This window comes from Mesorhizobium sp. M1307 (assembly GCF_040318155.1).
In the GTDB taxonomy this organism is placed as follows: domain Bacteria; phylum Pseudomonadota; class Alphaproteobacteria; order Rhizobiales; family Rhizobiaceae; genus Mesorhizobium.
On sequence record NZ_JAMYLR010000001.1, the window covers coordinates 568,582 to 582,100 of the forward strand.

11 protein-coding genes and 1 pseudogene are annotated in these 13,519 nt (G+C 61.6%); 7 read left to right on the forward strand and 5 right to left on the reverse strand.

Translation table 11 applies throughout. The features are described 5' to 3' along the window. Positions 1-47 precede the first annotated feature (47 nt). Complete coding sequence (locus NKH16_RS02995) at positions 48-1,034, reverse strand: alpha/beta fold hydrolase (RefSeq protein WP_352898315.1); 987 nt, start codon at positions 1,032-1,034, stop codon at positions 48-50. A gap of 149 nt (positions 1,035-1,183) precedes the next feature. Here NKH16_RS02995 and NKH16_RS03000 point away from each other — a divergent pair, with 149 nt between their 5' ends. The 6 genes from NKH16_RS03000 (at position 1,184) to NKH16_RS03025 (ending at position 9,602) form a co-directional block, all read left to right on the forward strand. Further along, positions 1,184-1,933 (forward strand): competence/damage-inducible protein A, encoded by a 750-nt coding sequence (locus tag NKH16_RS03000; RefSeq protein WP_352898318.1) that lies wholly within the window; start codon positions 1,184-1,186, stop codon positions 1,931-1,933. Between the two features lie 78 nt (positions 1,934-2,011). Further along, entirely contained in the window at positions 2,012-2,845 is an 834-nt protein-coding gene (locus NKH16_RS03005) for a universal stress protein (protein ID WP_023674763.1), read from the forward strand. Between the two features lie 127 nt (positions 2,846-2,972). Continuing rightward, a complete protein-coding gene (gene gpt, locus NKH16_RS03010) occupies positions 2,973-3,473 on the forward strand; it encodes a xanthine phosphoribosyltransferase (RefSeq protein WP_023674762.1) in 501 nt (166 codons plus the stop codon). Between the two features lie 222 nt (positions 3,474-3,695). Further along, on the forward strand, positions 3,696-4,184 hold the full coding sequence (locus tag NKH16_RS03015) for an NUDIX hydrolase (RefSeq protein ID WP_352453488.1): 489 nt from the start codon (positions 3,696-3,698) through the stop codon (positions 4,182-4,184). Between the two features lie 645 nt (positions 4,185-4,829). Then, the gene (locus tag NKH16_RS03020) at positions 4,830-8,588 is read left to right on the forward strand and encodes a vitamin B12-dependent ribonucleotide reductase (protein ID WP_352898321.1); all 3,759 of its coding nucleotides are present in this window, start codon (positions 4,830-4,832) and stop codon (positions 8,586-8,588) included. 6 nt (positions 8,589-8,594) lie between these two features. Beyond that, the gene (locus tag NKH16_RS03025) at positions 8,595-9,602 is read left to right on the forward strand and encodes a DUF4238 domain-containing protein (RefSeq protein ID WP_352614080.1); all 1,008 of its coding nucleotides are present in this window, start codon (positions 8,595-8,597) and stop codon (positions 9,600-9,602) included. A 230-nt stretch (positions 9,603-9,832) separates the two neighbouring features. Here NKH16_RS03025 and NKH16_RS03030 read toward each other — a convergent pair whose 3' ends face one another. Together NKH16_RS03030 and NKH16_RS03035 are read right to left on the reverse strand one after the other, a co-directional pair. Continuing rightward, positions 9,833-10,204, reverse strand: coding sequence for an endonuclease domain-containing protein (locus NKH16_RS03030; RefSeq protein ID WP_352614081.1), 372 nt, complete (start codon positions 10,202-10,204; stop codon positions 9,833-9,835). Between the two features lie 256 nt (positions 10,205-10,460). Next, on the reverse strand, positions 10,461-11,480 hold the full coding sequence (locus NKH16_RS03035; RefSeq protein WP_352874677.1) for a GH25 family lysozyme: 1,020 nt from the start codon (positions 11,478-11,480) through the stop codon (positions 10,461-10,463). A 251-nt stretch (positions 11,481-11,731) separates the two neighbouring features. Here NKH16_RS03035 and NKH16_RS03040 point away from each other — a divergent pair, with 251 nt between their 5' ends. Beyond that, positions 11,732-12,646 carry a hypothetical protein gene (locus NKH16_RS03040; protein WP_352874676.1) on the forward strand — a complete coding sequence of 305 codons (915 nt, stop codon included), beginning with the start codon at positions 11,732-11,734 and terminating at the stop codon, positions 12,644-12,646. 13 nt (positions 12,647-12,659) lie between these two features. Here NKH16_RS03040 and NKH16_RS03045 read toward each other — a convergent pair whose 3' ends face one another. Next, the gene (locus tag NKH16_RS03045) at positions 12,660-12,872 is read right to left on the reverse strand and encodes a hypothetical protein (protein ID WP_352745645.1); all 213 of its coding nucleotides are present in this window, start codon (positions 12,870-12,872) and stop codon (positions 12,660-12,662) included. Positions 12,873-12,990: 118 nt separating this feature from the next. After that, a pseudogene (locus NKH16_RS03050) lies at positions 12,991-13,390 on the reverse strand (GFA family protein). Between the last annotated feature and the right edge of the window lie 129 nt (positions 13,391-13,519).

The following is a 13,519-nucleotide window of genomic DNA, read 5'->3' on the forward strand; positions in this document are numbered from 1 at the left end:
GGCTTGCACACCTTTGCGTGAGGAATGCGCGAGGTTGCGGAAGGGTGTCAGCTGCCGGTGTCGGACTTCGGCGCAAATGCGCGCTCGGCAATGCGTTCGATGAAAGCGACGACCCGTTCCGGCTCGACGAATTGCGGCATGTGGCCAAGCCCCTCGACAGGCTCGAAATGCAGCCCGCTGATCTTTTCCATCACCGGCCAGCCGTGGATATCGATGCCCAGCACGCGGTCGGAAGCACCAAACAGAATGCCGGCCGGCATGGTGATCTCGCGATAGCGTTGCTCGATGCGGCCAAGGTCATGCTCGATGGCCACGACATCGGTCGACGTTGCATAGAAATGGCTTGGCCTCAGCCCGCACCAGCCGCCGCCCTCGACCATATAGTCGGCCGGCGCCGTCTGCGGCGCGAAGATGAAGGCAAGCGTCGCTTCCGCATATTTGAGAGCCGCCGGGATCGCCACCGTATGAGCCATGATCCGGCGCCGCAGCGGCGACTTAATGTACAGCGGGCCGAACTTCTCGCGCGCGTCCGGCTCCAGATGGGTCAGCGGTGCCAGCAAGGCGATGCCGGAAATCGCCTCTGGATGCTCGATAGCCAGCGTCAGCGCGATGGCGCCACCCAGCGAATGGCCGACGATCAGCGGCTTTTCCAGCCCAAGCGCGTCGATAAAATGCCGCACGATCTCGGCCTGCTCGGGCAGCCGTCCGCTGGCGCCCCTGGCCCGCACCGAATAGCCGGAGCCCGGACGGTCGAGCGCGATCAGCCGATAGTTCGGGCCGAACCGTCCGAACAGCGTGTGGCCGAATTGATGAAGCTGCGCGCCGAGGCCGTGCAGGAAGACGACCGGCCGCCCCTCGCCCGTCTCGACATAATGGATGCGGTGGCCGTCGATCTCGATGAATTTGCCACTGGCCGGCACCAGCCTTTCGGCCTTCGCCGCGATCCGCAGCGTCGCCAGCATCGGATAGGCTGCCACGACGAGCGCCAGCAGAAACAGCGCGCCGGGTAGCCATAGCAGAATCGATGCCGGCATGTCTTGCTCAGGGCTCCAAACCGGCACGCAGCATCACCCGCCGACGGGTGCACTGCAAGGGAGGTGGCACAGGTAGATCCGTCGTTTGGCGGCATTGCCGCCGGCCGTTTGCCGCGCTATCTCAGGCGACCCGTTTGCCGGAGCCAGTCATGACCGAAATCGTCGCCGCCGCCATGCTCGTCATCGGCGACGAGATTCTGTCCGGCCGCACCAAGGACAAGAACATCGGCCACCTCGCCGACATCATGACGGCGATCGGCATCGACCTGAAGGAAGTGCGCATCGTTGCGGACGAGGAAGACGAGATCGTCGCTGCGGTGAATGCGCTGCGCACCCGCTATGCTTATGTCTTCACCACCGGCGGCATCGGCCCGACGCATGACGACATCACCGCCGATTCGGTTGCCAAGGCCTTTGGCGTGCCATGCGAATACGACGCCAAGGCCTACGCCCTGCTGGAGGCAAGCTACGCCGCCCGCGGCATCGAATACACCGAAGCGCGCAAGCGCATGGCGCGGATGCCGCGCGGGGCAGACCACATCGATAATCCAGTATCGGTTGCGCCGGGCTTTCGCATCGGCAACGTCCATGTCATGGCCGGCGTGCCGGCGATTTTCCAGGCGATGCTCGACAATGTCGTGCCGACATTGCGGGCCGGCACCAAAATGCTGTCGGCAACCGTGGAATGCCCGTTCGGCGAAGGCCTGATCGGCGGGCCGCTGGGCGACATCCAGAAGGCGAATCCGGACACGATCATCGGCTCCTACCCGAAGTATGGCGACGGCAAGTTCTGGACGGAACTGGTGGTGCGCGCCCGCAGCCAGCAGGCGCTGGACTCCGCACGCGCCGACGTAGAGGCTATGGTGGCGGGCTTGATCAAGGCAAGCCGAGTGGGCTGATCGGCCGGCCTGACGGAACCAGCATCGCGCAGTGACGTTTGTCACGGATGGGATCGCCGTAAGAAGTGAGGGACTGCCATGCGCTTCAAGACCATCGTCGCCATACTACAGAACGAACAGGATGCCGAGCGCGTCCTCGACTGCGCGATCCCGCTGGCCGGCCGGTTCCAGAGCCATCTGATCGGCATCCATGCCGAGGCGCTGCCCGTGCCCTACACCTCGGCTACCGGCTTTCCGGACACCGAGTTCCTGCAGGTTTCCGCCGATATGAACCGGGAGCGCGCCGAGAAGTTGCAGGCCGCCTTTCACAGGCGCATCGAGGATTCCGGCCTGTCGTTCGAGTGGCGCAGTCTCGAGAGTTTTTCCGGCGACAGTGCGCTGACCGGCATCTCGACCGTTCGCACCGCGGACCTGATCATCGCCGCGCAGCGCGAATCGGGCAGCGATCCGAGCGCCGACGTCGACACGCTGGTCTACGATGCCGGCCGGCCGGTGCTGGTGGTGCCGCATTCGGGTCCGCTGGTGACCAGCTTCAAGCACGTGCTGCTCGCCTGGAACGGCAGCAAGGAAGCCGCGCGCGCGGCCTTCGATGCCCTGCCCTTCATCATCGAGGCCGAAAAGACGGACATCGTCGTCATCGACCCGCCCGATACGCTCGACGAGGCGCCGGAAACAGCCGGCGCAGAGATCGCCGCCTCGCTGTCCAGGCATGGCGCGACCGTCAGCGTCTCGGTGCTGAGGTCCGGCGGCGCTTCCGTTGACGACATCATCCAGACCAGGGTCGCCGAATCGGGTGCGGACCTGCTCGTGCTCGGCGCCTACAGCCATTCCTGGCTGCGCCAGCTGCTGTTCGGCGGGGTGACGCGAACGGTGCTGCGCACCGCCCCGGTGGCGGCTTTCCTGTCGCGGTAGGTTCACAGGGATAGCTGGCAGGACAATAGCTTTGCCGCGCCCTTGCCAAGGCCAAGCCTTTCCAGTTAATTCCGCGCGCATTCCATAGTGTCTGCGCGCGATGCGCGCTTTGCGGAGTGCGCGAAAGATGTCCCTGCCCGAAAAAGCCTTCCCGGTCTCCTGGGACCAGTTCCACCGCGATGCGCGCGCGCTCGCCTGGCGGCTTGCCGGCGCCAACAAGGGGCAATGGAAGGCGATCGTCTGCATCACGCGCGGCGGCCTGGTTCCGGCGGCTATCATTTCGCGCGAACTTGGCATCCGCATCATCGAGACGGTCTGCGTCGCCTCCTACCACGATTATACCAGCCAGGGGCAATTGCAGGTGCTGAAGGAGGTCACGCCGGCGCTGCTCGCCGATGACGGGGCCGGCGTGCTGATCATCGACGACCTCACCGACACCGGCAAGACGGCGGGCATCGTGCGCGCGATGATGCCTAAGGCGCATTTCGCCACCGTCTATGCCAAGCCGAAAGGCAGGCCGATGGTGGACACTTTCGTTACCGAGGTCAGCCAGGACACCTGGATCTATTTCCCCTGGGACATGGGCTTCACCTACCAGAAGCCGATCGCCGACGATCACGCCGGCTGATTCGCGGCAACGCCGCTTGATGCACCGAGTCCGCCCAGGGGACCTCCGCACACCGATAAAGGCGTGGCGCGACGCTGCTGCAGTCGCGCCATTAGGCTGAGATCGGCGCAGATTGACGGAATCTGGCCGATCCGTGAAACATTTTTTACTTTCATTGCTTATAATTAGCCGTAAGATTCGTGAGACGGCAAATGATTCTGGAAGCTGGGGCAAGCTTCTCCGATGTTGACGAGGCCAACGACGCACAACCACAAGGCCGAAAGGGTCCGGCGACTCTTCGGCGCGGTGCCGTACCGCCTTCAGGTTGCAGCGTTGCCTTGGCGCGATAGCGGCGACGGCGTGGAAATCATGCTGATCACCAGCCGCGATACCGGCCGTTGGGTGCTTCCCAAGGGCTGGCCGGAAGCGAAGGAGCCGCTTTGCGAAGCGGCGGCACGCGAAGCCGGCGAGGAGGCCGGCCTGAGCGGCACAATCTCGCATCACGAGGCCGGCCGCTATTTCTATGCCAAGCTGCTGGCTACCGGCGAGGAAGTGCCGTGCGAGGTCCTGGTGTTCCCGCTGCAGGTCGACAAGGTCGCCGACCGGTGGAAGGAAAAGCGGGCACGCAGCCGCAAATGGGTCAGCGCCGCCGAGGCTGTGCGCATGGTCAACGAACCCGACCTCAGCCAGATCATCGCCCATTTCTGCGCGGATCCGCATCGGTTCTCCTGAGTCTCAGTCGCGCATAGCCTATCGCTCAGGTGCTATGAACGTCGTTGCCGAAGCGCCTCCACCCAAAGCCGACCCTTCCTTGCGCTCCTCTTCTATCCCCGTTATCCACATGTGTGACACACAAGATGTGGGGGTCATAAAAGCTACGCAAACGAATCCTTGACGCCGCAAAACGAGTCGCCTTTTATAGGCCATGCGCTCTTGTTGAGAGTGCGACCGGAAAAGTTTCGAGGCCGGTCTTTTTCCCGGAATATGTGCGTTTTGAGCCGCATTCCCGCCTGTTTACGAGGCCGGCGAAGGCGTGGGATTTTGAAGCCTTGGGGGGCGAAAGGGGAGGATTGTCGGACTTGAATAAATTGTCTGTTAATACTATATTTAGTGTTTGCAGGTAGGTTCGACGCTAGATAATGTGAAGCTCCCTCGACCGAGGGCGTTACAAAAAGTTTTCAGTTTTGAGGGACCACAGGGTCCGTGAGCGCGTTGGACAGCGGCCTCGCAAGAGGTTCGACCGGCACGGCGGCGGAGACTGTGACGATGAGAGCCGGCGGTTTTCGAACGCCGGCAGATGGCGGACATGCGCGTTTCCTCAAGAGGGCAGAAATCCTCGGGGAAAAGCGCTATATGTAGACAAAAGGGACCGGACCAATGCGCATCGAGCGTCGTTTCACCAAGCCAGGACAATCTGCCTATGCGGAGATCGAATTCCGCAAGGCGCTTTCCGAGATCAAGAATCCGGATGGGTCGGTGGTGTTCCGCTTGGACAACATCGACGTGCCGGCTCAGTTCTCCCAGGTTGCCGCCGATATCCTGGCGCAGAAATATTTCCGCAAGGCTGGCGTCCCGGCACGGCTGAAGAAGGTCGAAGAGACGCAAGTCCCCTCCTTCCTGTGGCGCTCCGTCGCCGACGAGGCTGAACTGGCCAAGCTGCCGGAAGCCGAGCGCTACGGTTCCGAGACCGACGCCCGCCAGGTCTTCGACCGGCTTGCCGGTACCTGGACCTATTGGGGCTGGAAGGGCGGCTACTTCAAGTCGGAGGAAGACGCGCGCGCCTTCCGCGACGAGCTCGCCTATATGCTGGCCACCCAGCGCGTCGCGCCGAACTCGCCGCAATGGTTCAACACTGGCCTGCACTGGGCCTATGGCATCGACGGTCCGAGCCAGGGCCATTTCTATGTCGACCCGTTCACCGGCAAGCTGACCAAGTCGAAGTCTTCCTACGAGCATCCGCAGCCGCATGCCTGCTTCATCCAGGGCGTGCAGGACGACCTCGTCAATGAAGGCGGCATCATGGACCTGTGGGTGCGTGAGGCGCGCCTGTTCAAATACGGCTCCGGCACCGGCTCCAACTTCTCGTTCCTGCGCGGTGAAGGCGAAAAGCTGTCGGGCGGCGGCCGCTCGTCGGGGCTGATGAGTTTCCTCAAGATCGGCGACCGCGCGGCGGGCGCCATCAAGTCGGGCGGCACCACGCGTCGCGCCGCGAAAATGGTCATCGTCGACGCTGATCATCCCGATATCGAGGAATTCATCGACTGGAAGGTCAATGAGGAGCAGAAGGTCGCCTCGCTGGTTACCGGCTCGAAGATCGTCAAGAAGCATCTCGAAGCGATCATGAAGGCCTGCATCAACTGCGAAGGCAATGGCGACGACTGCTTCGACCCGGCGGTCAACACCGCGCTGAAGCGCGAGATCAAGGCGGCCAAGAAGGACGCGGTGCCGGAGAACTACATCTACCGCGTCATCCAGTTCGCCAGGCAGGGCTACACCTCGATGTCGTTCAAGACCTACGACACCGACTGGGATTCGGATGCCTATCTCACGGTTTCCGGCCAGAACTCCAACAATTCGGTGTCGCTGAAGGACGATTTCCTGCGCGCCGTCGAGCAGGACGGCGACTGGCATCTCACCGCCCGCAAGGACGGCAAGGTGCTGAAGACGCTGAAGGCGCGCGATCTCTGGGAAAAGATCGGCTATGCCGCCTGGGCGTCGGCCGATCCGGGCCTGCATTTCAACACGACGATGAACGACTGGCACACCTGCGTCTCGGCCGGTGCGATCCGGGCGTCCAACCCGTGCTCGGAATACATGTTCCTCGACGACACCGCCTGCAATCTGGCCTCGATCAACCTTCTGCCCTACCGCAACGCCGACGGAACCATCGACATATCAGCCTACGAGCACACGGTTCGGCTGTGGACCATGGTGCTGGAAATCTCCGTCATGATGGCGCAGTTCCCGTCGAAGGAGATCGCCAAGCTTTCCTACGAATACCGCACGCTCGGCCTCGGCTACGCCAATATCGGCGGCCTGCTGATGACCTCGGGCATTCCCTATGATTCCGACGAGGGCCGCGCCATCTGCGCCGCCCTCACCGCGATCATGACCGGCACCGCCTATGCCACTTCGGCCGAAATGGCCGCCGAGCTCGGCGCCTTCCCCGACTACGACCGCAACGCGCAGAACATGCTGCGCGTCATGCGCAATCACCGCCGCGCGGCGTATGGCGAAAGGGACGGCTACGAGAAGCTCGCCGTCAATCCGGTGCCGCTGGTCGCCTCGGATCTCAGGCAGCAGGAGCTTGCCGAACGTGCCAAGGCCGCCTGGGACCGCGCCATCGAGCTCGGCGAGGAGCATGGCTACCGCAACGCGCAGGCAACGGTGATCGCCCCGACCGGCACGATCGGCCTGGTGATGGATTGCGATACCACCGGCATCGAGCCCGACTTCGCGCTGGTAAAATTCAAGAAGCTCGCCGGTGGCGGCTATTTCAAGATCATCAACCGCGCCGTGCCGGAAGCGTTGCGCACGCTCGGCTATTCCGAGAGCCAGATCGCCGAGATCGAGGCCTATGCGGTCGGCCACGGCAATCTCAACCAGGCGCCGGGCATCAATCCTGGCTCGCTCAAGGCAAAAGGCTTTACCGACGAAAAGATCGCCGCGCTCAATGCGGCATTGAAGTCGGCCTTCGATATCAAGTTCGTCTTCAACCAGTGGACGCTGGGCTCTGACTGGGTGAAGGAGACGTTCGGCTTCACCGACGAGCAGCTCAACGATTTCTCATTCGAGATGCTGCCGGCGCTTGGTTTTTCGAAGAAAGATATCGAGGCCGCCAACATCCATGTCTGCGGGGCGATGACGCTGGAAGGCGCGCCGTTCCTGAAGGCCGAACACCTGCCGGTGTTCGACTGCGCCAGCCCGTGCGGCAAGATCGGCAAGCGTTCGCTGTCGATCAACAGCCACATCATGATGATGGCGGCGGCGCAGCCCTTCATCTCCGGCGCCATTTCCAAGACCATCAACATGCCGAACGACGCGACGGTGGAAGACGCCAAAGGCGCCTACATGCTGTCGTGGAAGCTGGCGCTGAAGGCTAACGCGCTCTATCGCGACGGCTCGAAGCTGTCGCAGCCGCTCAATGCCTCGCTGCTCGCCGACGTCGAAGACGACGAGGACGAAGCCATCGAGCAGCTGATCGCGGCGCCGGCCGCACAGCGCGCCGTTCAGGTGACCGAGAAGATCGTCGAGCGCGTCGTCGAGCGTCTCTACCGTGACCGCGAGAAGCTGCCGAACCGCCGCAAGGGCTATACCCAGAAGGCGGTCGTCGGCGGCCACAAGGTCTATCTGCGCACTGGCGAGTTTGATGACGGTCGTATCGGCGAGATCTTCATCGACATGCACAAGGAAGGTGCGGCCTTCCGGGCGATGATGAACAACTTCGCCATCGCCATCTCGCTCGGCCTGCAATATGGCGTGCCGCTCGAGGAATTCGTCGAGGCCTTCACCTTCACCAAATTCGAGCCGGCTGGCATGGTGCAAGGCAACGACGCGATCAAGAACGCCACGTCGATCCTCGACTATGTCTTCCGCGAACTCGCCGTCTCCTATCTCGGCCGCCACGACCTGGCCCATGTCGACCAGTCGGACTTCGACAAGACTGCGCTCGGGCGCGGCATCAACGAAGGCAAGGCAACGCCCTTCTCCAAGGGCCTGACCCGCGGCGCCTCGCCGGTCAAGCTGGTGTCGGGCGCCGAGCCGAAAGGCTTTGCGGGTTCCGGCTCCGGAACTCCAGCCCGTACCGCCCCGACCGCCTTCTCCGGCTCCAACGTGCTGACGCTGAAGCCGGCCAGCGACGAAGCCATCGCCTACAAGCGCGACTACGAGGAGCGCGCCAGGGAACTGGTCGAGGACATCGTCTACGCGGAAGCCTCCGACCCGACGGAGCTGTTCACCGACGAGGCCGCGAAAGAAGCAGCCGAAGCCAAAGCGCTCGCCGCCAACCGGCGCCAGCAATCATTGATGCAGGGCTACACCGGCAACGAATGCTCGGAATGCCACAATTTCACGATGGTGCGGAACGGGACTTGCGAGAAGTGCGATACGTGCGGGGCCACGAGCGGGTGTAGCTGAGGATCGATGCCGCGTGAGAACCAGCACTATGTTCCACAATTCCTTCTGCGCAATTTTTGCGCAGAAGGACAATGTCATGTCTTTGACAAATCGACCTGCAAAGAATTTCGAACTAACCCACGCAATATTATGGGCGAAGCGGATTATAATGTCGTCCGCTTAAAAGGTAATTTTTACCTGGATTTCGAAAGCAAGTTCACCCACGTAGAGAACCTAGCAAAACCTGTTCTTGAAAGCATAATAGCTAACGAGACCGTATCTGCCTTAAGCCCCATGGATTTGGCAACGCTCTGTTGTTTTGTGGTTGTGCAGCACCTTCGCTCGAAGTCGTCGCGTCAAAGCTACTCTGGCATATTTCAAGATGTCAAACTTCGGTTCCCCGATCTGAAAACGAACGACATTCCCGAGCATTTTTCGGACGAAGAATATGAAAAATTTTGTCTCCTTAAAATGAACCTCGATAAATTGGATGAGATTGCAGGACACTTGACAACCAAGAAATTGATCTTGCTAAAAAAGTGTTGCGCCGGAGAATTATACATCTCAGACAATCCGCTCGTAATGCACAATTACAACGACTTTGGACCGTACGGAAATATTGGACTAGGTGTACCAGGGATCGAAATTTATTTACCGATATCTTCGGATCTCGTCCTAGGTTTTTTGTGTCCTACGATCATCGACGGCTTTCATAAAGAACGTGCCAAGGCAGAGCAAAAAATAAGTGAAATCCAACTGAAGGTTTTCGTGGATGGCGCTCTTCCGCTTCAAAGCGGTGTGTCAGTGATTTTAGATGCGAAGGAAAGACTAGAACAGGCAAAAATGAAAATCGCAATGCTTGTCGATTCTCAATACGCGCCGATATCCAAGGACATCCTTATTTTTCTGAATGCTCTTCAAATACAATGGGCTAACAGATTTATCGCAGCACGGAGGAAGGATTTTTCCTTTGCGCATAAAGTAATGAAGGAAAAACCTCACTGGCGTGAGCACCCACGAATTGAAGTAGCTTAAAATTAAGCCCCACCAGCGGCAAAATCATCCGTGCCGGCGACTAGCCGCGAGGGACGTGTTCGCCTCTCCCTTCTCCCCTTGTGGGAGAAGGTGGCCGAGCGAAGCTCGGTCGGATGAGGGGTGCTCCAGCTTGGCACCGACGCACTCCGTCCAACACCCCTCAACCGTCTCGGCGCTGCGCGCCAATCCACCTTCTCCCCTTGTCAGGGGGAGAAGGGAAGAGCGCGCTATTACCGCCAAGGCTGCAAGCTCTCGTCCCGTACGTAGGCGATGATGGTGTCACAGACGGCGTTCAGATCCCGCAGCACGTCGTCGTTCCAGAAACGCAGTACACGAAAGCCCCTCGCCTTAAGTTCGGCGTCCCGCTCCCGGTCATAGTCCGAATCCGCATGCTGGCTGCCGTCGATCTCGACGATCAGTCTGGCCTCGGCGCAAATGAAATCGGCGATGAATTTGCCGACGGGGACCTGACGCCGAAATTTGATTCTGTCGAGTCTGCGTCCGCGCAGTTCGTGCCACAGGCGGTCTTCCGCTTCCGTCGGCTCGCGTCGCATTGAGCGGGCGAAGCGACGTTTGGTGGGCGCAACGGGCTGATGCGGCATGGGGCGACGTTATCCAATCCTGGGGACGACCTCCAAGGAATCCTCAGATAAGGGCCGACGTTCGAGACCAACCAAAGGGGATGGCGCGGCGCCTCCCCTTCTCCCCTTGTGGGAGAAGGTGGCCTCGCGAAGCGAGGTCGGATGAGGGGTGCTCCAGCTTGGCACCGGCGGCGCTCCGTCCAACACCCCTCAACCGTCTCGGCGCTGCGCGCCAATCCACCTTCTCCCACAAGGGGAGAAGGAAGAAGCTGCCGCGCTACTCCGCCTCGGCCACCATCTGCCGTCCGCCAGTCCAGTCGCGCCAGGCGCGCTCATCGCCACGGAACACGTTGAGGTCGATGCGGCCTCTTACGCCGTGCGACAGGCCGGAGCCGGAATATTGCCAGAACAGCCATTTGCGGTCGGGATAGACCTTTGACGGGTGCGCCGCCACGGCGCGCAGCCAGAACGGATAATCGGGGAAGGCGCCCCTGAGATTGTCACGGTAGAAGTCGGGCGCGGTGTAGATGATCGGCCGCTGGCCGTAGTAGCGCTCGAGCTTGTCCATGAACACCTGCATCTTTTCCAGCACCTTTTGCCGCGATGGGCGGCGCTTGCAGCTGGAGTCGCCGTTCCACTCGACGTCGATCACCGGCGGCAGCGCACCCTCGACCCGCGGCACGTTGCGGATGAACCAATCGGCCTGCTCGCCGGCGGTGCGGCACCAGTAGAAGAAGTGGTAGGCGCCGCGCTTGAGGCCGGCGGCATCGGCACCGCGCCAGTTCCTGGTGAACATCGGGTCGAGATGATCGCCGCCGTCGGTGGCCTTGATGTAGGCGAAATTGGCGCCCTGGGCACGCAGCTTTCCCCAGTTCACATTGCCCTGCCAGCGCGAAACGTCGACGCCGTGGACGGCGAGACGCCTCGGCGAGGAGGACTTGCCGAAATTGATCGGCTTGGCATCGCGAAAACCATAGCGCGTGACCGGTTCGGCAAGCATTGCTGGTGCCGCGCGTGTCAGCCGCTTCGGCGGCGACATCAGCGCGATCACCTCGGCCGGCGGTTCGACGTCCTGATCGGGTACGTCCATCGCGACCGGCTGTTCGTCCTGCTCCTGTTCGGCAAAAGCGGGCGCAGCATCAGTTTTCGCCACGGATGCCACCGGCGCGGGGGGGCGCACAACCGAGCTGGTGGTCTCGCTGGACGGCACTTGCAGCGCATCGACGCCGGAGGTCGACGTGCAGCCGGCAAGGCACAGCGCTGCGATCGAGAAGATGACGACGCCTGATGACCGCATCTGGACCTGTACGCAAAACACAACAGACCGAAGGCAGGACAACGCCGCCGGACAAACCAAGCTGGATTCCTAACAAGAAACTACCAACAAAGTTTGAATCGAATTGTTAGGGCTTTGCAGCGGGACGTTGGCCGGGCGGAGGTGTGCTGTCCCTCCAATGTCCGGCCACGTCGCTGCCTCGGCTTGACAACTCACGGCATGAGATTAGTCTCTACTAATCTTACGGTGTAAGGCACCACGTGGAGGACGTCATGCAGCCCGCCGCCCTGTCAGAATTGCAGCCCGTAGTCCCGCCGGAGCCATGCTCGCCCGCCATCGGGGTCGACGAGATACCTCGCAACCTCAGTCGCGCCATCGAACGCGCCGAGGTCAATGCGTGGCTCGATCTCTATCGCGCCGCCCCGGCAGACTTTGCCGCAAGGCAAGGCCTTGCCATCGCCGAAGATGGCGATCTCGTCTGGACCACCTGCACGACGATCCCGTTCATCCATTTCAACTGCGTCAAGAATTTCGGTGTCGATAGCGCAGCCACCGAGAGCCGGCTCGACGCGCTTCTGGCGCATTATCGCGACGCCGGCATTCTGCGGCCCTGGTTCTACACCAACCCACACACCGAGCCCGCGACGCTCAGCTGCTGGCTCGAGGCGCGCGGCCTGCAACGTCAGGGCGGCTGGGAACGCATCTTTCGCGACGCGACGCCATTGCCCGCTGAGCCGCTTTTCCCGACGGAGGATGCCTCGGTCGAGCGGGTGACGCCGGCAACGGCAAGGGAATGGGCTGGGTTCATCGACAGGCAATATCGGTTGCCGACCTCACCGTGGTTGCTGGCGCTGGCCGGCCGGCGCGGCTGGCATCATTACATGCTGCGGCGGGAAGACGCGGTGGCGGCGGTGCGCTCGATGTTCATCGGCGCCGACGGCATGGCCTGGAGCGGCATCGACGCGCCGGTGCCCGGCATCATGGCGCCGAGCTTCGACCTCGATGCAATGCTCGGCGAAGCGATGGTGCGCGACGGACTTGCGGCCGGTGCAAAACTGTTCGTGGCCGATATCGAGGCGCCGCGCGCCGAACGCGACGGGCCGGCCTATCGCAACTATGCGCGCCTCGGCTTCACGCTTGCCTATTTCCGCAGCCATTACAGCTACTTGCCGGCAAATTCCGGCTGACCGCTTCAAGACCCTAGCTGCACAACCACAGCTTGTGACAGGTCGTGGCCATCAGGTGGGCCGGCGGTACAAAGCGATCGTTGACCGGCGCATCATCGTCTACCCGGCGGACCTTTTCTTCGAGCAGCGTACGAAGTTCTGCCGGTTGCACGCGGTCGCGCTCCATCACCAGCTTGATCATCGGATCACTCAAGAGCTCGTCCAGGGTGTTGATGCTGTCGTTCATTCCGTCGCCTCCTCGACTGCCGCCCGCACGCAATAGATAGGCAGCAATGATGGCCCGCCAATGACGCTTTGCCGGCTATCTCGTGTCGCTTTGGATTAAATTTTGTCCAGATTTCACCTCAAGCCGGAGGTGGCGCGCCTTCATATTGCGGCAGGCCGTCATCGATCTGCACCCAGGGCTGCTTCGAGGCGGTCCAGATATGCATCTCAGGCCTGAACACCGAGGGATTCATCGAGGGAGCCGGTGGTGATGCCGATGATGCCGGCGGAATCGCGCCGGGAAAACATCGTCGTGCCGCAGCGCGGGCAAAAGCCGCGCTTGAGATCGGGCGAGGAATTCACCGTCGCCAGCGGTCCGTCGACCGTCACATCGTCGATGCGGAACAGCACGCGCGCGTTGAAGGCGGCACCCAGCGCCTTCTGGCACAACCGGCAATGGCAGACGCGCTCATTGATCGGTGCCGCCTCGGCGCGGTAGCGCACCGCACCGCACAAACACCCGCCCTGATATCTTGCCATCACCCGCGTCCCTGCCCTGTGAGGATAGGCGGCATACCTATCGATAGGCGTGGCAGCGTCAATTGAAAAGCTTTGATGGCGCCATCTATAGCTGTGATGCGGCCAATACACGATTGGCCGATGCGCCGG